This is a genomic window from Sphingobium sp. YBL2, from assembly GCF_000943805.1.
Classification (GTDB): domain Bacteria; phylum Pseudomonadota; class Alphaproteobacteria; order Sphingomonadales; family Sphingomonadaceae; genus Sphingobium; species Sphingobium fuliginis.
On sequence record NZ_CP010956.1, the window covers coordinates 65,829 to 82,335 of the forward strand.

General features: G+C 64.3%; 20 protein-coding genes and 2 pseudogenes. 2 read left to right on the forward strand and 20 right to left on the reverse strand.

The features are described from left to right. Positions 1-109: 109 nt before the first annotated feature. The 4 genes and pseudogenes from TZ53_RS22705 to TZ53_RS26955 all read right to left on the reverse strand — a co-directional run. A complete protein-coding gene (locus TZ53_RS22705) occupies positions 110-1,057 on the reverse strand; it encodes a ParB/RepB/Spo0J family partition protein (RefSeq protein WP_021245564.1) in 948 nt (315 codons plus the stop codon). Further along, entirely contained in the window at positions 1,057-1,821 is a 765-nt protein-coding gene (locus tag TZ53_RS22710) for a ParA family protein (protein WP_021245563.1), read from the reverse strand. The genes TZ53_RS22705 and TZ53_RS22710 overlap by 1 nt, the downstream gene beginning before the upstream one ends. A gap of 12 nt (positions 1,822-1,833) precedes the next feature. Continuing rightward, positions 1,834-2,010 carry a hypothetical protein gene (locus TZ53_RS27270; protein WP_013039042.1) on the reverse strand — a complete coding sequence of 59 codons (177 nt, stop codon included), beginning with the start codon at positions 2,008-2,010 and terminating at the stop codon, positions 1,834-1,836. 191 nt (positions 2,011-2,201) lie between these two features. Continuing rightward, a pseudogene (locus TZ53_RS26955) lies at positions 2,202-2,297 on the reverse strand (DUF3768 domain-containing protein); the annotation flags it as partial. Between the two features lie 62 nt (positions 2,298-2,359). Here TZ53_RS26955 and TZ53_RS22715 point away from each other — a divergent pair. After that, positions 2,360-3,511, forward strand: a complete 1,152-nt coding sequence (locus TZ53_RS22715; protein ID WP_044663230.1) for an IS110 family transposase — start codon at positions 2,360-2,362, stop codon at positions 3,509-3,511. 253 nt (positions 3,512-3,764) lie between these two features. On the opposite strand, the gene TZ53_RS22720 is transcribed toward TZ53_RS22715, so the two are convergent. From TZ53_RS22720 to TZ53_RS22735, 4 genes are all read right to left on the reverse strand, one after another. Then, on the reverse strand, positions 3,765-4,112 hold the full coding sequence (locus tag TZ53_RS22720) for a DUF3768 domain-containing protein (RefSeq protein ID WP_172668335.1): 348 nt from the start codon (positions 4,110-4,112) through the stop codon (positions 3,765-3,767). A 307-nt stretch (positions 4,113-4,419) separates the two neighbouring features. After that, positions 4,420-4,611, reverse strand: a complete 192-nt coding sequence (locus TZ53_RS22725; protein WP_232307277.1) for a hypothetical protein — start codon at positions 4,609-4,611, stop codon at positions 4,420-4,422. 250 nt (positions 4,612-4,861) lie between these two features. Then, positions 4,862-5,383: a hypothetical protein gene (locus TZ53_RS22730; RefSeq protein WP_021243662.1), complete on the reverse strand. Its 522-nt coding sequence runs from the start codon at positions 5,381-5,383 to the stop codon at positions 4,862-4,864. A gap of 107 nt (positions 5,384-5,490) precedes the next feature. Then, positions 5,491-5,655 (reverse strand): hypothetical protein, encoded by a 165-nt coding sequence (locus TZ53_RS22735; protein WP_007688065.1) that lies wholly within the window; start codon positions 5,653-5,655, stop codon positions 5,491-5,493. A 306-nt stretch (positions 5,656-5,961) separates the two neighbouring features. Between TZ53_RS22735 and TZ53_RS22740 the strand changes: the two genes are divergently transcribed. Beyond that, positions 5,962-6,396 carry a thermonuclease family protein gene (locus tag TZ53_RS22740; RefSeq protein ID WP_021243663.1) on the forward strand — a complete coding sequence of 145 codons (435 nt, stop codon included), beginning with the start codon at positions 5,962-5,964 and terminating at the stop codon, positions 6,394-6,396. A 75-nt stretch (positions 6,397-6,471) separates the two neighbouring features. On the opposite strand, the gene TZ53_RS22745 is transcribed toward TZ53_RS22740, so the two are convergent. The 12 genes and pseudogenes from TZ53_RS22745 to TZ53_RS27645 all read right to left on the reverse strand — a co-directional run bounded on the left by TZ53_RS22745 (position 6,472) and on the right by TZ53_RS27645 (position 16,463). After that, positions 6,472-6,879, reverse strand: coding sequence for a single-stranded DNA-binding protein (locus TZ53_RS22745; protein WP_007688067.1), 408 nt, complete (start codon positions 6,877-6,879; stop codon positions 6,472-6,474). A 407-nt stretch (positions 6,880-7,286) separates the two neighbouring features. Further along, complete coding sequence (locus tag TZ53_RS22750; protein ID WP_031291055.1) at positions 7,287-7,958, reverse strand: hypothetical protein; 672 nt, start codon at positions 7,956-7,958, stop codon at positions 7,287-7,289. A gap of 113 nt (positions 7,959-8,071) precedes the next feature. Further along, positions 8,072-9,013 (reverse strand): DUF2493 domain-containing protein, encoded by a 942-nt coding sequence (locus tag TZ53_RS22755; protein WP_031291054.1) that lies wholly within the window; start codon positions 9,011-9,013, stop codon positions 8,072-8,074. A gap of 349 nt (positions 9,014-9,362) precedes the next feature. Next, complete coding sequence (gene arsH, locus TZ53_RS22760; protein WP_044663237.1) at positions 9,363-10,103, reverse strand: arsenical resistance protein ArsH; 741 nt, start codon at positions 10,101-10,103, stop codon at positions 9,363-9,365. Further along, on the reverse strand, positions 10,103-10,534 hold the full coding sequence (gene arsN2 / locus TZ53_RS22765; protein WP_044663238.1) for an arsenic resistance N-acetyltransferase ArsN2: 432 nt from the start codon (positions 10,532-10,534) through the stop codon (positions 10,103-10,105). Before arsN2 ends, arsH begins: the two co-directional genes overlap by 1 nt. Beyond that, positions 10,531-11,598: an ACR3 family arsenite efflux transporter gene (arsB, locus tag TZ53_RS22770; protein WP_044663239.1), complete on the reverse strand. Its 1,068-nt coding sequence runs from the start codon at positions 11,596-11,598 to the stop codon at positions 10,531-10,533. The genes arsN2 and arsB overlap by 4 nt, the downstream gene beginning before the upstream one ends. Continuing rightward, positions 11,595-12,035: an arsenate reductase (glutaredoxin) gene (arsC, locus tag TZ53_RS22775; RefSeq protein ID WP_007688073.1), complete on the reverse strand. Its 441-nt coding sequence runs from the start codon at positions 12,033-12,035 to the stop codon at positions 11,595-11,597. The genes arsB and arsC overlap by 4 nt, the downstream gene beginning before the upstream one ends. Further along, positions 12,032-12,567: pseudogene (locus tag TZ53_RS22780) on the reverse strand (arsenate reductase ArsC). Before TZ53_RS22780 ends, arsC begins: the two are co-directional and overlap by 4 nt. A 12-nt stretch (positions 12,568-12,579) precedes the next feature. Further along, positions 12,580-12,918 carry an ArsR/SmtB family transcription factor gene (locus tag TZ53_RS22785; protein WP_013849891.1) on the reverse strand — a complete coding sequence of 113 codons (339 nt, stop codon included), beginning with the start codon at positions 12,916-12,918 and terminating at the stop codon, positions 12,580-12,582. A gap of 52 nt (positions 12,919-12,970) precedes the next feature. Next, positions 12,971-13,267: a zincin-like metallopeptidase domain-containing protein gene (locus TZ53_RS22790; RefSeq protein ID WP_238320185.1), complete on the reverse strand. Its 297-nt coding sequence runs from the start codon at positions 13,265-13,267 to the stop codon at positions 12,971-12,973. Continuing rightward, positions 13,264-15,156: a reverse transcriptase domain-containing protein gene (locus TZ53_RS22795; RefSeq protein WP_238320047.1), complete on the reverse strand. Its 1,893-nt coding sequence runs from the start codon at positions 15,154-15,156 to the stop codon at positions 13,264-13,266. Before TZ53_RS22795 ends, TZ53_RS22790 begins: the two co-directional genes overlap by 4 nt. Then, positions 15,120-16,463, reverse strand: a complete 1,344-nt coding sequence (locus TZ53_RS27645; protein WP_238320186.1) for an ArdC family protein — start codon at positions 16,461-16,463, stop codon at positions 15,120-15,122. Before TZ53_RS27645 ends, TZ53_RS22795 begins: the two co-directional genes overlap by 37 nt. Positions 16,464-16,507: the final 44 nt, after the last annotated feature.

The window sequence follows — 16,507 nt, forward strand, 5'->3', positions numbered from 1 at the left end:
ATATCGATTGTCCGCAGCAAGGGGCGGCACCTTCGGCGCCGCCCCCGCCCGTCGACACGAAAAGGGCCGCACCCCGAAGGGTACGGCCCAAACCATCGTACAAGATAAACTACGAACGCGGAGGAGGCGGGTCAGTTGTTGGCAAGGCCTCGCTTCTCTCGCCGGTCGGACCGATTGACGAGGCAGCGACCTCCCGCTCGCGGCCATCCTCGAAAATCACCGTGACCAAAGGCGCCAGCGGGAGCCACGCAGGGAATCCGTCGACCAGAACCGGTAGTCTCGGAGATCGGATCGGCGCGGAGGGTTTGTCCGTGAGGCCCGATCGAACCGGATCGCGGTCGGTGGGCCCCAATGGCTTTGCCACAGGCGCCCGCGGAGGGACCGGCGCCGGGTGCGTCTGCTTGAGTTCGGCGATGAAGCGCGATCCTGCGGCGAGCGTTGCCCCGGCGTCGCCCCAGCTGGCGACATAGGCCTCGACCTCGGCAGGGTAGTCCCTCGCCGTCCGGTGCAGATCATAGAGAAGGCGAATGGGCGCAAACGGCAGGGCCTCTTTGAGATAGGCCGGCATGTCGCCATAGGCGGCATAGAGCGAGACGAACTGCTTGGATCGGCCGAGTGCCGCCGCGATCTCGACCTGGTTCATCCCGCCCTTGAGCATCCGGGCGATCGCATGGGCGAGCTCGACCGACGACAGATTGGCGCGCTGGTCATTCTCGACGATCTGGTCGGCCAGCAGTTGCACCCCCTCGCCGAACGGCACGACGATCGCGGGGATCGTGGCAAGGCCCGCCAGCTGCGATGCGCGGAAGCGGCGCTCGCCCAGACGTATCCGGTGCATGCCGTTCGCGTCAGGCGGCGTGACCGTGATCGGCTGCAGCACGCCGCGCGACGCGATCGAGGAGGCCAGCTCAGCGAGCGCGTCATCGTCGAAGCTGCGCCGGGGATTGCCGGGGTCGGGCAGGATGCGCGCAAGCTCGATATCCTCGACCCGGCGCGCCCGTTCATGGCCGCCGACAAGAAGTCCGAACTCCTCGATGCGTTCGTCGAACTTGCCCATCAGGCGGCCGCGACCTCCTGGCTTGTCATGCGCCGCTCGATCTCAGCGAGAACCGCGCGGATCTCCTCGGCCGCAGCCTTGGCGCCGCTGCCAGTCTCCTGCCATACCGGACGATGATTTTCCGCGGCATGCTTGTAGGTCGGCCGTGCCTTGATGAAGGCCGGGAACATGAGCTTCTCGCCGACCGCATGCGCGAGCTTCACCGCATTCTCCATCTCGCGCCGGTCGAACGGATTGACCATCGAGGGGAGGAGCCCGAGGAAAGCGATCTTGCGGCCGGCGCGCGCGGCCTCGGCTTTGCGCAGCGCGGTCAGCAGCATCTTGGCGCATTCGACCGAATCCTCAGCCACCTGCACCGGCGCGATCACGGCATCGGCGACCGCCATCGCGCTCAAGGTGAGCTCGTCCCACTTCGGCCCCGTGTCGATGACGCAATAGTCGAAATGCGGGCGGAGCGCCGGGAAGCGCCCGATGAAGTCGCGCACATCCTGCGCCGCCTTGACCATCTGGAGGCGGGGATCGGCACCGAGCACGGTTAGCCCGGCCTGCCCGTCGGCGCACAGGGCAGCGGCAGGATCGAACAGGTCGGCGGAAAATCCGCCTTGCCGCTCGGCGCCCAGGCGCCGCGTCGAGCTGCCCTGCGGGTCGAGATCGACGAAGGCGACGCGGCGCTCAGGCGGTTCAGCAAGATACCAGGCGAGATGACTGGCGAGGAAGGTCTTGCCGACCCCGCCCTTGAGCAGGCTGACGACGATCGTCTTCATGACCGCGGCACCTCAGCAATAGTCGTCCGGACCATCGCGCAGGTTGCGCTCATAATGATCGCGCGAGGACCAGTCGCCGCCACCGCCAATGCCGGGACCGACATAGCGGAACAGATAGACGGTGAGGGCGAAGCAGCCGAACGCGAAGAGAAACGCGTGATCGGGATGCGCGGCGAAATATGCGGCCATGATAAGTCTCCTTGGAGCCAGTGAACGGGCAAGCGAACGGCGCCACTGGCGCCGGCCACGCGCAATCGCGCGGCATCTCAGACCCGCGCCCTCCCCTCCCACATTTGCGGATGCGGCGTCCGTTGCCCGCATAGTCTGCTCAAGCAGACTATGCGGGCCATCCCCCCGGTCGGGGGGATGGCTGCGCCGGATCAATATTCGTCGGCCAGCAGAATGGTGAGCACGCGCGTCGTGACCTCGGGGTTGGCGGCATCCGCCGAGCCATAGGCGAGCTCGAGATCGTAATAGATCCTATGCAGGCCGGATCGGCTATGCCGTTGTTCCGTCAAACCTCACGGAGAACGCTACAATGGAGAACTCGTCGTCAGATTACTGCCCCAAGACTTCTGTCATTGTCAGCGTTGAGCTCAGCAAGCGCAACTGGCTTGTTGCGTCGCTGTCGCCAGGAGCGGCGAAGCCTTCGCTGCGGACAATTCCTGCCGGGAACAGCGCGGCACTGATCAGTCACCTTCGCAATCTTGAGTGCAAGGCCGCTGATCGTCTCGGTGAACCTGCCGCCATTCGCCTGTGCTTCGAGATTGGATATGATGGCTTCTGGCTCGCAAGGCTACTGCGGTCGAACGACATCGATACGTATGTGCTGGATCCCGCCAGCTTCCTTGTGTCGCGGCGAGGCAGGCGCGCAAAAACCGACCGGATCGATGCCGAAGCAATGATCGGGATCCTCAAAGCCTATCTCGCTGGAGACAAAAGCGTGTGCCGTGTCGTGGACGTGCCCTCCCCCGAGGAGGAGGACGCGCGCAGAGTAATGCGGGAGCGCGGCGATCTCGTGCACGAGCGCACCCGAATTATCTCTCGGATCAGGGGGCTACTTGCATTACAGGGCATACGATCTGTCAAAGCCATCAAGGGCGGTGACTGGTCAAAACAGCTCGACGACATGCGCACAGGCGATGGGCGGCCTTTGCCACCAAACCTTCGTCGACAAATTGAGCGCTGTTTCGAACGGCTCGCGTTGCTCAACGATCAGATCAAGGACATCGAGCGGGACCGCGCTGAAGTTGTGCTCCGTGAGGAGTCTACCTTCCCATGCCGAGAGAAAGCGGTTCGCCTTGAGCAGCTGAAGGGCATTGGTCCGAACAGCGCGGCAATGTTGGTTGCAGAGGTTTTTTGCCGAAAGTTCGAAAGCCGACGACACGTCGCGGCCTTCCTTGGGTTAGCTCCGGCGCCCTTCGCCAGCGGCGACGTGTCGCGTGATCAGGGCATCAGCAAAGCCGGTAACCGAAGCACACGTGTGCAGATGGTGGAACTTGCCTGGTGTTGGTTGAAATATCAGCCAAGTAGCGAACTGACCGTTTGGTATCGCAACCGGTTCAAAGGCAACGGCGCTCGCGCGGCAAAGGTGGGGATCGTTGCGCTCGCCCGAAAATTGTTAATCGCGCTTTGGCGCTTTGTGGAGACCGGTCTGGTCCCTCAAGGTGCCGAGCTCCGCGCCGCCTGATGCTTATGTTGCAACAGGCTCGATAAGGCGACGCGGATTGGTGTGATGTGTGACCGGGAAAGTTGATGGCGCCTGAAAACGCCCAGTAGTAGTTTGGTCTGCATCCGCCTTTGCTCGATCCGGGGATGTGAATACGGATTATGGTGCGCGGGCACGGCCGCGACCGGATACAAGTCTATGCACGGATAGTGCATCAGCTGACCCCGGAACGAATGAAGCCAATCCCTGAGCATTGCGTGTGCCCCCCAACGCGTCAACAGAAGGAACCGTTCAATGCGACCTTGACAAGGCCCGGATCATACAAGTCGATCTTCCAGTAGAGGATCGCATCCTCGAACTCGAAGCGGCCGAAATCATGCTCGCAGATCGGATCGTTGTCGGGCGTGAAGCTGTCATAGTCGCGCACGATCCGGATGATCTCCGCGCGGCGGCGAAAGCCGCGGAACAGGGCGATGTCGCCGATCAGCGCCGCAACGCCGCCGGTCATCACGACCTGGTTGCGGCCCGGGCTATGGATGGACCGGCGAAGCGCGTCATTGAGTGCGGCGACGCGGGCGATCCGCTCGGCCTGGCTCATCGCATTCGGGGAGGATTGGGACATGAGAACGCTCCTGATCTGTCCGGCCCCGCCCGCCGGGGCCTTCCGACAGGCGTGCCAAGGGCCGGCGGCAGAGCGCGGCCGCGCACCCGCAGGGTCGCAACGGCAGTGGAGAAGCCCGCAAAGCGGGCTTGCGCGGGCGCGCGCGCCGGCCAGGCAAGCCGACAGGAGGAAGGTCTTGGCGGGCGGAATCGCAAAGAGGTGATTGCGGTAACCTGATCCTCTGGCTCCGCGGAGAGCCCGGCGCTATCCTCTGCCAGTCATGACGAGCAGCGCCACTCTCTTCCGCCTTGCCCCGGCCTGGACCGCGTCACTCCAGGCGATGCGGCTGCGCCAGATCCTCGTCCGATCGCAATGCCGCCGCTGCGGTGCCTTGATGCGCGAGGATGTCGATGCCCTGATCGGGCTCCATGGAGCAGGCGCCAGCCTCATCGACCGGCAGGCCCGATGCCGCATGGTCGGCTGCGACGGCGCGGCTTATTATCTCGCGGCGCGCGGCCATGACCGTCCCTGGCACATAATGCTGCACGATGAGCACTTGCGTGCGGGCCTGGCCAACTGCCCTCCAGCGCGCGGCGCGTCCGGCCGGGCCATAGTTTGCGCGCAGGGTTGAGAAGTGCGAGCAGCCACGGCAGGGATCGTCACCCGAATGGGCTGAGACTTGGCACAAGGCTCAGGGCGAAGCCTAGAGCCCGGTCGGGCCGCGCCGGAGCCGCCAGTCTCAGCGCATAGATGCAAAGAAATCCCGACTTTCAGACGGCAACCGCCCGGCGCAAATTGCCAAGAGCAGAGCACAATTTCTGCGATACCTTACGGAGCTGCTGAAGCCTCTCCACCGCCTCGCTCTCTTCGATCACGAGCGTCGAACGATCAGCCTGCCGTGCCCGGATCGCGATCACACGAAAGATGGCGGCCCATCGACTGGTCCGTTCGACTGTCAGCTTCGCCTGGCCATGGGCGAGCATCGTGCGCAGCCCCTCCTGGGGCCGAAATTCCGCCAGCAGGCTCGCGACACCATTTCCCTCCACGGAAAAGGGGCCGCCCTCATTGACGAGTGCAGCCAGGTCATCGAGCCGTTGCCCGACCAAATGCCGTAGCTTCACCGACTGTCCTCGTCCCGGGTGAGCGCTCAGATGCAGCAAAGTCTCGGTAACGGCCACCTCCACCGAGGCGAAGCATTGCAGACAGGCGCCGCGCCAGGCGTTCACCTGCTGGATGACGCGCGCCCACAGGGCATCATCGCCGGCATTCGCTATCTCAGCCTCAATCGTCATTATCGCAGCATAGGCGCGGCATCTGAACAATCGGTTCTCGTCTTCGGCGCAAGCCGCGATCGAAGCGAGGGGAATAACCGGGAGCCGAGCGGCTCCCGGACGAGCCGTCAGGCAAAGGGATCGAATTCGGTGACGATGGCGACGCTGCCGTCGGCGTCTTCGGCGGTGATGACCCCGTAATGCTGACCGATCGCGATGACGAAGGTGACCATCATGAGGCTGCGCGAGAGGCTGAAGGCGTGGCGGCGAGCGATTGCGATGTCGGTGAACATGTCGAGGCTCCTTTGCGCGCCGGCGGGTTCGTCCCGCTCGACAAGCGCCCGATGTGTCCGGCCGGTGGCCGCGATCACTTTTTTGGCTGGAGGCCCAAAAAGCCGTAGCGAAGCGACCGGACCCCTTGCGGGTTGATCGCAAAAGGTCACCGGGTGGACCAAGGATCGCGCCGATTGAGAGCGGGCGAACCCGCCGGCCAGGAGGCCAGGTCCCCGCCGATGTCCCGCCCCACCCCTTGCCCTGCCTGCCGCTCCCTTCAACGGGGTCCGGATGACAGGCCGCCGCTTGTCGGTTAGCCCCGCCGGATGCTGTTCCCGCTCCTGCTTGCCGCCGCCGTCGTTCCTAATGGTCAGACCTTCGCCTGTACGCCGACGCGCGTCTGGGATGGCGATGGCCCCATCTGGTGCCGCGAGGGCGCCCATGTGCGGCTCGCCGGCATTGCCGCGCGCGAGATCGACAACAGCTGCCGCCCCGGCCAGCCCTGTCCGGGAGCAAGTGGCCCGGCCGCTCGCGACGCGTTGGTGCGCTTGCTTGGCGGACCGCGCGGCCAGACATCCACGGGGCATATTCGCGTGGTTGGCCCCACCATGCGCTGCGTCTCGACCGGCGAGGCCAAGGGCAACCGGACCGGCGCCTGGTGCAACGCGCCAGGCATCGGCGATCTCAGCTGCGCGATGATTGCGACCGGCACCGTGCTGCGCTGGGAGCGCTATGCCAAGGGGCGATGCCGATCCCGCTGATCCGTTTGGGACCATGCCGCGCCTGAACAGGATAAGAGGCCCGGCGGCGATGCCGCCGGGCCGCCCTGTCCGACCTCAGAAGGGGATTTCATCGTCCTCGGGCTCGTTGCCGCCGCCGCTATTCTCGTTCGACTTGGCGCGAGTGAGGAAGGTAACCTCGTCGGCGATGATCTCGACGCCGTAGCGTTCGATATTCTCGCTGTCGGTCCAGCGGGTGTAGTGGATACGGCCCCGGACCATGACCTTCATGCCCTTGTCGACATATTGCTCGACCGTTTTGCCAACGCCGTTGAAGCAGGTGATCCGGTGCCATTCGGTGTCCTCGAGGCGGCGATTGTTGTCGTCGCGCAGGATCTTGCCGTTGCTGTCGCGCTTCGGGCGCGAAGTGGCGAGGCTGAAATGGGTGATGCGGGTGCCGCCCTGGGTGGTGCGGGTTTCCGGCGTGCCACCGACATTGCCGGCGAGGATGACGAGGTTCTGCATGGCCTGGGTTCCTTCGATATGGGTCCAAGGGACCGTCCCTTCGACTGATCCCCGGCCAAGGCGGACAGGACGGCCCATCCACCGGCAGCGCAGCGCCGGGGAACCCCGAGACAAGGGGTGGTGCGGGCAGCCGTGGCACACGGCAACTCGGCCCGATGGCTCGCGGGTTGGATGGGGCGGACGGCCGGCTTAGGGGTCAGATGAGGAGAAGGACGGTGCGTCGCTTGGACCATGACCGGAGCCCACCCATCGAAACCGCCGATATTGCCGGCTTTGCTGGGCTCGCCGATCCGGCATCTCGCGGACCTTACGCCCGTGCCTTATCTGCCCGTCCCTTGAGCCGCAGGACGGGATTGTAGATCCTTCGCATGGCCTCTCGCGGGCTCGACATGATGTCCGTTGCACAATCACGCGGAGGGGGATGAGGAGGAGGTGGGCAAGGTGGCGGCGCCTGGCATGGCTGGGCTCAGGCAGGCCGCCACAGCATCGAGGAGCTGCGTGGTCTCGCAAAGCACGGCGCCGATGTCGCAGGCATAGCCACCTGCCACCAGCGCGTCGATCCGATGCACAGCATAGGCCGGGCCGAGGCTCTTGATGAAATCGGTCAGCGGACGACCGGGCGCCGGCAGGCCTAGCTGCCGCGCCTCGTCGAGGGCGCGGACAAGGTCATGACGGATATCGCGGACCAGCGCATCGTCCGTCCAGCCATGACCCAAAAGATGCGCCTTCAAACCCAGTTCGCAGGAGATCGCGAGCGAGTGCAGTGTCGGCGCAAGCGCAATAGATGCGCCAATCTGCGCGCCGCGATGAAACGCGCGCGCACGATCGAGAAACACGGCTGCAAGCACCGGATCGCCGGGCGCCGCCAATCTTTCGATCGCGCGCCAGCGGCGCGGCGTCAGTTGGCGGAGCCAGGAGGGACCCGCCCGGTTGCGCAGATGCCGCAGGCAGGCGCCATCAGCTTCGTCCACATCGCGGCCTGTCGACCATAACGACAGCAGCTTCGCATTCCAGTGGCGGCCATGCGCGGCGCGGAAGGCAAGGAGCACGCACACACTGGCGCGATCGGGCATGAACATGATGCGGAACCTCCGAAAGGGAACAAGGGACGCATCCACCCCGCCCCCTCCCCTCCGGCACCGGCATTCGTGAGATTGAGAAAAGCCGGCCGCCGAAGCGGCCGGCACGGCGGTCAGCCGCGGGATAAAGCCGCCGGCGGCGTTCCGAGCGGTCCGCGGCGATCGACGACATGGATGCCGCGCGCCTTGGCCTCAATTACCAGCCTTTCGGTGACGCCGTTGCCCTGGAAGGCGATGATGTAGCGCGGCTTGACCGAGAGCATCTGCTCGTTGCGCCGGAAGCCGGCACGATCGCCGAGCTTGCGATCAAGGCCGAACCGCAGCTGCTGGATGCCGTTCTGCTCGGCCCAGGATGCTGCAAGACGCTCGATGCCCTTCATGTCGCCGCCATGGACGAGATACATGTCGCCCACACGCTCGCGCACGGCCTTGAGGGTCCGCAGCAGATTGTCGGCAAACTGCTTAGCCTCGTCATCGCTGGCGAAGCGAAGGCGCCCGCCGGCGAAGACCACGGGCGTGCCATGGACCATATTGGCATCGCGCACCCGCTCGCGCCGCGCCTGCAAATAGGCCCGGCCATCGACGATCGCAGCGGTCGTGCCGAGCGAGATGCGGTTGCCGGTCGCGGGCACCCAAGAGCGACCGGTCTCGTGCAGATAGTGGCGCGCCGCGGTGTCGCGCATCCCCTCATAGGCCTGGGCGGACTGCTCGACCTTGCGGGCGAGATCGATCTTGTCCTCGAGATCGGCGGTCGCGATCTCCGACCCGTCCTGCTCGGCGAGCAGGAGCCGGATCTCGTCGGTCAGGCGGTCGATCAGCTGATGCTTCTTGGCGGCCGCGCGGTGAAAGAGATTGACGAAGCCCCAGCCCAGATCCTCGATGTCGCGTTCGAGCGCGGTGAAGGGGAAGAGCGCGAAGAGATCGCTCCAGATGGCGCTGACGGTCTGTTCGAGCGCCTCGGCCGGTGGCGGCGCTTCGATCGAGCGTTGGTCGCCCGTTAGGTCGAGATGGCCGAGTTCGAGTGCTTGGAGCACTGCTGAAAGGGAGCTGGTCATGAGGGATTGCCTTTCCGTGTCGCAGGGCCGGCGGCCTTCCCGCCGGATGCGCACCCTCCGGGCCATCGAAAAAGCGGCGGCGGCACCGCCGGGCAACGCCCAAGGGGAACCCGATAAGGTCCGGGTGGTGCGGGCAGGCGCGCCTCGGCGCGCCAACACGGCCGGGCCGTTCGGGTTGCCGCCGCCAGCGCGATGGCCCATGTGCCGCATCCTCTGGCGAAAGGCGCGAAGGCCCTGTCGCGTCAGGCATTCATGGCGCGGAGAAGCCTAAAGAAAGGGCTCCCGCGAACCGGGCTCCCGACAGGGACAAAGCGGCATCCACGCTCGCCGCGTCGGAAGAGCCCGGCCGTCAGGCCGTCGACCGTGAGGCCAGATATTGTGCCGCGTCGCGCTTGGCGGCTGCCGCCTTGCGTTCCGAATAGCGGTCCACGAGCTGATCGGCATGGCTACGTGTCAGCACCGTGAAGCGCACCAGCTCCTCCATGACGTCGACGATCCGGTCATAATAGCTTGAGGCTCTGAGACGGCCGTCCTCGTCGAACTCCTTGAACGCCATCGCGATGCTTGACTGGTTGGGGATGGTGAACATGCGCATCCACCGCCCGAGCAGCCGCAACGTGTTGACCGCGTTGAACGACTGTGATCCGCCCGAAACCTGCATGACTGCCAGGGTCCGGCCCTGGGTCGGACGCATGCCGCCGAATTCGAGCGGCAAATGGTCGATCTGGGCTTTCATGATGCCGGTGATCTGGCCGTGCCGCTCGGGGCTGCACCAGACCATGCCTTCGGACCAGAGCGCATGCTCGCGAAGCTCATGCACTGCCGGGTGGTCATCGTCCTTGATCTGGTCGGGGAGCGGGAGATCGGACGGATCGAAGATCCGCACTTCGGCGCCGAAGAGGATGAGAAGCCGGGCCGCTTCCTCGACCGCGAAACGACTGAACGACCGCTCGCGCAGCGAGCCGTAGAGGAGGAGGATGCGAGGTTTCGGCTCAAGCGCGCCGAGCCCGGCGGCGAGATCGGTCCGGATCATTGCGCGGTCCAGCGCGGGCATGTGATCGGGTTCGGGAAGGATACGAAGACGCGACATCAGGCGATCCATTTGTACAAAAGGGCGGCGCTGGCCGGGCATAGCGATCGGAACTCGGCCGATTGCGCGATGACGGCAGGAACGTCGGTCCGTTCGGCTGTTTCATAGCCGTGACGGCGAAAGAAAGGCTCGGCGGTCGTGGTGAGCAGGTACAGGCTAGTCGCGCCCTCATCCGCGGCAGCGCGTTCGACCGCCGTGAGAATGGCACCGCCCAATCCGCATCCGCGCCGATCGGCCCTCACGACCAGCGAGCGCAGCAGGCGGTCGGAGCCGTCGCCTTCGATCTCGCCATAACCGACAATGCCAACATCATCCTCGAACCGAAAGAAGCGGCGTCCCGCCTCGGCGAGATCGCTGGCAGGCAGACCCGCCGCACTCAGCTCCGCCATCAGGTCGGAAAGCGACTTGGGATCCAGTAGTGTAGCGATCATGCAGGAACACGTTGCTCGTACCAAGGCCGCGTCTTCTTCACGATGCTGACGACAGACAGCATTACCGGCACCTCGACCAGGACGCCCACGACAGTCGCGAGCGCGGCCCCGGAATTGAGGCCGAACAGGCTGATCGCGGCTGCAACCGCGAGCTCGAAGAAATTGGACGCGCCGATCAGCGCGGCCGGAGCGGCGACGCACCAGGCAACGCCGAAGCGCCGGCTGAGCCAATAGGCCAGGCCCGCATTGAAGTAGACCTGGATGAGGATGGGAATGGCAATCAGTGCGATGACCAGCGGATGAGCAAGGATCGCTGGGCCTTGGAAGCCGAACAGGAGGACGAGCGTCGTCAGCAGCGCAACCAGCGACAGCGGCCCGAGCGTCGCCAGCAGCCTATCGAGCGCCGGCTGCCCGCCTGACGATAGCAGCGCCCGACGGATGACCTGCGCGACGATGACGGGCACGACGATATAGAGCAGGACCGAGATAAGCAGCGTGTCCCAGGGCACTGTGATCGAGGCGACGCCTAGCAGCAGTCCGACGAGCGGCGCGAAGGCGAAGACCATGATCACGTCGTTGAGCGCGACTTGGCTCAGCGTATAGGTCGGCTCGCCGTCGCACAGGTTCGACCAGACGAACACCATCGCTGTACAGGGAGCTGCCGCCAGCAGGATGAGGCCCGCGATATAGGCGTTGATCTCGCCCTGCGGCAGCAGCGGCCGGAAGAGCCATCCCAGGAACAGCGTGCCGAGCAGCGCCATTGAAAAGGGCTTCACCGCCCAGTTGATGAAGAGGGTGACGCCGACGCCCTTCCAGTGTTGGCGAACCGACCCCAACGCGCCGAGGTCGATCTTGAGCAGCATGGGGACGATCATCAGCCAGATCAGCACAGCCACGACCAGGTTCACGCGCGCGATCTCGGCCGATGCGATGGCTGCGAACAGATTCGGCAGCGAATAGCCGAGCGCGATGCCGACAGCGATGCAGAGCGCCACCCAGACGCTCAAATAGCGTTCGAAGCTGTTGATCGCCGGCTTGGGTCGTGCCGCAACGGTCGCGTTCACGCCCCGATCCTCTTGCCGGCGGCGTCGATGACCTGCTCGCCATCTTCCTTGGTGAAAGCCCCGCGCTGGGCGGACGGGAGAAGATCGAGCACCTCTTCCGATGGACGGCAGAGTTTCACGCCGAGCGGCGACACAACGATTGGCCGGTTGATGAGGATCGGATGCTCGATCATCGCATCAATGAGCTGGTCATCGCTGAGCGTCGGATCGGCAAGACCCAGCTCGGCGAAGGGCGTGCCCTTCTCGCGGAGCAACTGGCGTGCGCTGATGCCCATGCGGGCGATGAGCGAAACCAGGCGCGGGCGGTTGGGCGGCGTCTTGAGATATTCGATCACATGCGGCTCGATCCCGGCGTTGCGGATCATCGCCAGCGTGTTGCGCGACGTCCCACACTCGGGATTGTGATAGATGACGATATCGATTGCGGCATTGCTCATGCACCCGGCACCTTTTCGCTTGGGAGGTCGGCGTGGCCCTGTTCCTTGCCGATCCGGTTCAGCCGGTTCTGCAGACTCATCTTGTCGAGGCCTTCGAACGGCAGGTTGGTGAACAGCGAGATGCGATTGAACAGCATCCTGTAAGTATCGAAGAAGGCCGCGTGCTGCACCGTTTCGCTGTCCTCGATAGCGGCCGGATCGGGCACCCCCAATTGGCGGTCAGCGGCTGCCCCGGCCAAACCGGGCAAAGCTCGTTGGCGGCATTGTCGCAGACCGTAAACACGAAATCCAAGGACGGCGCATCGGGGCCGGAAAACTCTTCCCAACTCTTCGAGCGGAACCGGCTTGCGTCGTAGTTCAGCTTCTCCAAGAGATGAATGGTGAACGGATGGACCTCGCCCTTGGGCTGGCTGCCGGCGCTGAACGATTTGAAACGGCCTAGCCCTTCACGGCTGAGGATCGCCTCGGCCATGATGGAACGGGCGGAATTGCCCGTGCAAAGAAACAGTACGTTCAACAGGCGATCAGTCATGTTGATGTCCTTTCAGGCAGCACGACAGGCAAGCAGTTCATCCGCAAGTGGATGGCAGAGCTCGGCCCGGCCACCACAGCAGTCCTTGACGAGGAACAGCATCACGGAGCGGAGCGCATCGAGATCGGCGCGGTAGTTGATGATCCGGCTACGCCGCTCGGATGTGACCAGGCCGGCACGCGCCAGGGTCGCCAAATGCACCGACATCGTGTTCTGCGGGACATCCAGCGCCTTGGCGACCTCGCCGGCAGGAAGGCCTTCGGGTTCGTGACGCACCAGAAGGCGGAAGGCGTCGAGGCGCGTGGCTTGGGCAAGCGCGCCCAACGCGACGATGACAGATTCGTTATCCATATATCCACGATAGCGGATATATGGATATGGTGCAATCGGCGACATGGCGAGATCAAGCAGCCGCCTGCTCGTCCAGATCATCCTCGCAAGCGAGATCGGTTGCCCGCAGCAGAAACCCGGCGGCTTCTTCGGCCCTCGCCGCCGCCGTGAGCAGAGCGCGATTATCGCGGCGCAGGATGTCGAGCCAGGAACCAATATAAGCCGCGTGATCGTCGAGATGAGTGGTTGGGAGACCCACATCTGCCCCCACCAGCGCCGCTGTCAGTTCGGCATTGGGTCGGGAGGGTCGCGCCTCGATGAGGACACGCCTCTCCCGCCCACCGAACCGGACGTGATAGTTTCCCATCATCCGGCTCTCCGTGCTTGCATGTCGCCGCTATCGAGCGGCTTGAGTTGCCCGGCGTGGAGCGCCTTGTGGCATGGCAGGCAGAGGACGACGCGCTTGCGCCGCCGTGCCGCCGCGACCTGTTTCCAGAGCGGGGTGTCCTTCACGTCCGCCAGTCGGCGGCTATGATGGACCTCGCACGGATTGTCGGTCGAGCCACAGTATTCGCACTGCTTCGCCCGAAGCCGATCCATCACGTCCGAGCGCCCCTTCGTGAAGTGAGGGACTGCCCAGCGATCAACATTCGGCCCAAGGTTCGGCAGCCGGTCGATATGCTTTAGATTGAAGACAGCAACCGACCGTTCCTTTCCGTCCACCTTGAAGCGGACGGCGAGTCCATCCCGTGTCTTGAGACGGTGGGCGACCTGATTGACCGACAGCCGCAGCTTGAACGCCAGCGTCTTCAACAAGCTGGTTTCCCAGAGGAACCACAGCTTGCGAAGGCTGAACTTCGCGACATAGGCCAACCGGTAATAGTTGGCGAGCCCGCGCATCTCGGCGTTGTATGCCAGCACGATCTCCAGCATCGAGCTGTCGACCAGATACCGGCGGTGCATCGCTTTCAGACGCCCTAGGTCACCATAGCCCTTGCGTTGATTGAACCGCACGAGCCTGTCGTGCGGGACGCGGAGGTGGATGCGGTCTGCGCAGTCGCGCGAACGCACGACCCGCCTGCCCAGCTTCGTCCGCCGGACCCTGCTCCCGGTCACGGTGATGACCGTGTAGCCGAGGAACATGGTCCCCTTCGACGCCTTGCTCACCTTGCTCTTTTCCGGCGACGCTTCGAGGCGAAGGTGGTGACGGAGATAATCCGTCACCTGTGCCATCACCTCTCGGGCATCCGCCTTCGAGCCGATCACGCCGATAATGAAGTCATCGGCATAGCGGCAGAACAATAGCCGTTTGAAGTTCGGGTCGAGCCCGTTCTTCGACGGCATGGTGGAGCGTTCCGTCTCCATCTCCCGGATCTTGGCGAGGACCACCTGCGCTTCGGCCTCTCGGCCTTCGCTCAGCAGCCTCTCGACCCGGAGGCGACGTTTATACATGCCAATGGTAAGGTTGCGGTATCGCGGATTCTCAGCCCTCCGCTCGCCCCGGTCGAACCGCGCCTTCATCTCCGTCAGGAACTGATCCAGTTCGTGCAGGTAGATGTTAGCGAGGATCGGTGAGACGACACCACCCTGCGGCGTGCCGCTATAGGTGGCGTTGAAGGACCAGTCCTCCATGTAACCGGCCTTGAGCATCCCTTCGATCAGGCGGATGAACCGCTTGTCGTCGATCTTCCGCTCAAGCAGGTCGATCAGGATGCCGTGGTCGATATTGTCGAAGAACCCGACAACATCGACGTCCACCAGCCATTTCACACCAGTCCAGATGTCCTTGATATTCTCAAGGGCGGTATGGCAGGATCGGCCACGCCGGAAGCCATGCGAGCGCGGCGAGAACACCGGCTCGTATATGCGTTCCAGCAGCAGCTTTACCGCCGCCTGAACCAGTTTGTCGCTGGCCGTGGGGATGCCCAGTGGGCGTGTTTTCCCGTTGGCCTTTGGGATTAAGACCCTACGCACGGGGGCGAAGCGGTAGCTGCCGTTTGTGATTTGCCCGATGATCCGTTCGACCCGCTCTAGGGAGAATCCGTCGAGCGTTTCGTCGGTGACGCCGGGCGTGAGCGCGCCTCGATTGGAGGCGATCTCGGCATAGGCCTGCTCCCACAGGAGCGGGTCTGCCATCATACGCGACAAGCCGTTGATCCGCTTGCCCTGTCTCGACAGGGTTGGGATCGATTCCAGTCGCCGTTGCAAGGTATCGGGTAGCATCAGCACGCCCACCCTGTTGGCTGACCAGTCTCGCAAGCACTGCCGCCCTTCACCCGACCAGTGAGGATTCCCACACCGGTTGCCCGGCATCTTTCATCCGTGGCCGTCCATCCGAAAATGGCTGTCCGGGGCATTACTCCCGGCATTTGGCTATTATTGCGGCTCTGTCGCCATGTGGGTCGCTGACGCGCCCATTTAGGCGATCCCGTGTTTACGCGAACAAGGAGATGCGATGCGGTTAGGCGCTCCGTTCGTCCCTTTGATCCCACCGATGGCAGGCAGGCCGCGCTGGCTGGGCCGGGAGTGCTCGGTCGCCACTCTCCCTTCATATCGGACCTCATCGCGATCCGATTTCTGCGCGGTGCGACGCTGCAACCATCGCTGCGCCGCTGTCGAGGATAAAACCCTGAGGACTGGAGTTCAGGCAGTGTAGCTTTCGCCGTACGCATCTTGCGATGACCCGCCCGACCTACGATGGTTTCGGCAGTTTGGGCCTTTTCCCGACATGCTATGGTCCCGTTCCCCTTTCGGGATTTCAGCCGGTTCGTCACCGGCACCGGTAAGTCGGGGACGCATGGATTTTCCCAGCTATCCAGAAGACATATCTTCACTCCTATATTCGCGCCGACACGGCGCACGGCCAACTCCTCGAAGGCGTAAGCGTGATCGCCGAAGCGCTTCCCGAACGATCGGGCGAGACGGGCTGGATGGCCTGTCCAGTGGCCGGCCTCATGCGCGAGGGTGGCTGCCCAGGCGGCGCGCGTGTCGAATTGCTCGACCGGCGGCATGGTGATGACGTCCTGGCGCAGATCGTAATAAGCACGATCGCCGCCACATCGCAGCCGCGCGGGCAGCCGTTCGACGAAGCGCTCCGCCCGCGGACCGAGCCGGTCGCCCGGCGGGACGAGGGAGAGGGCTTCGGGATAGAAATCGCCCGGCAGTGCGTCGATCTGGTCGGCATTGAAGACCGCATAGGACCGCATGACCCGGCGCTGCTCATCGACGAGCTCACCCGGACGTTCGTAGGAATCGACCTTCTTCGAATAGGCCTTGTAGAAGATCGCAAATTGCGACTGCTCGCCGGCGCGGACTTGCCCGCCCAGTTGCTGCGCCTGGCGGTAGGTCATCCAATGGCGGGACCGATAGCCGCACTGCTCGGCGGCCAGCCATAGCCAGAAGGTGTTCATGCCGCGATAGGGCTCGCCATTGGCGCGCAGCGGGCGCCCTTGCGCGGCGCATGATCGCCAGGGCCGTACCCAGGGACGCACACCGGCCTCGAGCCGGTCGATGATGGCGCGCGTGATGGTCTCGGCCGGCGAGGGCCGGCCCGATGATTGGGTCATGGTGGATACTCCGTGAAAAAGCGGCTGCCTCAGCGCCGCCGATG

What these genes read in the sequence shown, in the direction of transcription:
- TZ53_RS27645 (WP_238320186.1), bottom strand. Translation starts at nt 16,463, where the DNA reads ATGACCCAATCATCGGGCCGGCCCTCGCCGGCCGAGACCATCACGCGC.
- arsN2 (WP_044663238.1), bottom strand. Translation starts at nt 10,534, where the DNA reads ATGATCGCTACACTACTGGATCCCAAGTCGCTTTCCGACCTGATGGCG.
- TZ53_RS22720 (WP_172668335.1), bottom strand. Translation starts at nt 4,112, where the DNA reads ATGTCCCAATCCTCCCCGAATGCGATGAGCCAGGCCGAGCGGATCGCC.
- arsH (WP_044663237.1), bottom strand. Translation starts at nt 10,103, where the DNA reads ATGTCGCGTCTTCGTATCCTTCCCGAACCCGATCACATGCCCGCGCTG.
- TZ53_RS22750 (WP_031291055.1), bottom strand. Translation starts at nt 7,958, where the DNA reads ATGTTCATGCCCGATCGCGCCAGTGTGTGCGTGCTCCTTGCCTTCCGC.
- TZ53_RS22790 (WP_238320185.1), bottom strand. Translation starts at nt 13,267, where the DNA reads ATGATGGGAAACTATCACGTCCGGTTCGGTGGGCGGGAGAGGCGTGTC.
- TZ53_RS22725 (WP_232307277.1), bottom strand. Translation starts at nt 4,611, where the DNA reads ATGGCCGCGCGCCGCGAGATAATAAGCCGCGCCGTCGCAGCCGACCAT.
- TZ53_RS22785 (WP_013849891.1), bottom strand. Translation starts at nt 12,918, where the DNA reads ATGGATAACGAATCTGTCATCGTCGCGTTGGGCGCGCTTGCCCAAGCC.
- TZ53_RS22755 (WP_031291054.1), bottom strand. Translation starts at nt 9,013, where the DNA reads ATGACCAGCTCCCTTTCAGCAGTGCTCCAAGCACTCGAACTCGGCCAT.
- arsC (WP_007688073.1), bottom strand. Translation starts at nt 12,035, where the DNA reads ATGAGCAATGCCGCAATCGATATCGTCATCTATCACAATCCCGAGTGT.
- TZ53_RS22705 (WP_021245564.1), bottom strand. Translation starts at nt 1,057, where the DNA reads ATGGGCAAGTTCGACGAACGCATCGAGGAGTTCGGACTTCTTGTCGGC.
- TZ53_RS27270 (WP_013039042.1), bottom strand. Translation starts at nt 2,010, where the DNA reads ATGGCCGCATATTTCGCCGCGCATCCCGATCACGCGTTTCTCTTCGCG.
- TZ53_RS22730 (WP_021243662.1), bottom strand. Translation starts at nt 5,383, where the DNA reads ATGACGATTGAGGCTGAGATAGCGAATGCCGGCGATGATGCCCTGTGG.
- TZ53_RS22745 (WP_007688067.1), bottom strand. Translation starts at nt 6,879, where the DNA reads ATGCAGAACCTCGTCATCCTCGCCGGCAATGTCGGTGGCACGCCGGAA.
- TZ53_RS22710 (WP_021245563.1), bottom strand. Translation starts at nt 1,821, where the DNA reads ATGAAGACGATCGTCGTCAGCCTGCTCAAGGGCGGGGTCGGCAAGACC.
- TZ53_RS22735 (WP_007688065.1), bottom strand. Translation starts at nt 5,655, where the DNA reads ATGTTCACCGACATCGCAATCGCTCGCCGCCACGCCTTCAGCCTCTCG.
- TZ53_RS22715 (WP_044663230.1), top strand. Translation starts at nt 2,360, where the DNA reads ATGGAGAACTCGTCGTCAGATTACTGCCCCAAGACTTCTGTCATTGTC.
- TZ53_RS22740 (WP_021243663.1), top strand. Translation starts at nt 5,962, where the DNA reads ATGCTGTTCCCGCTCCTGCTTGCCGCCGCCGTCGTTCCTAATGGTCAG.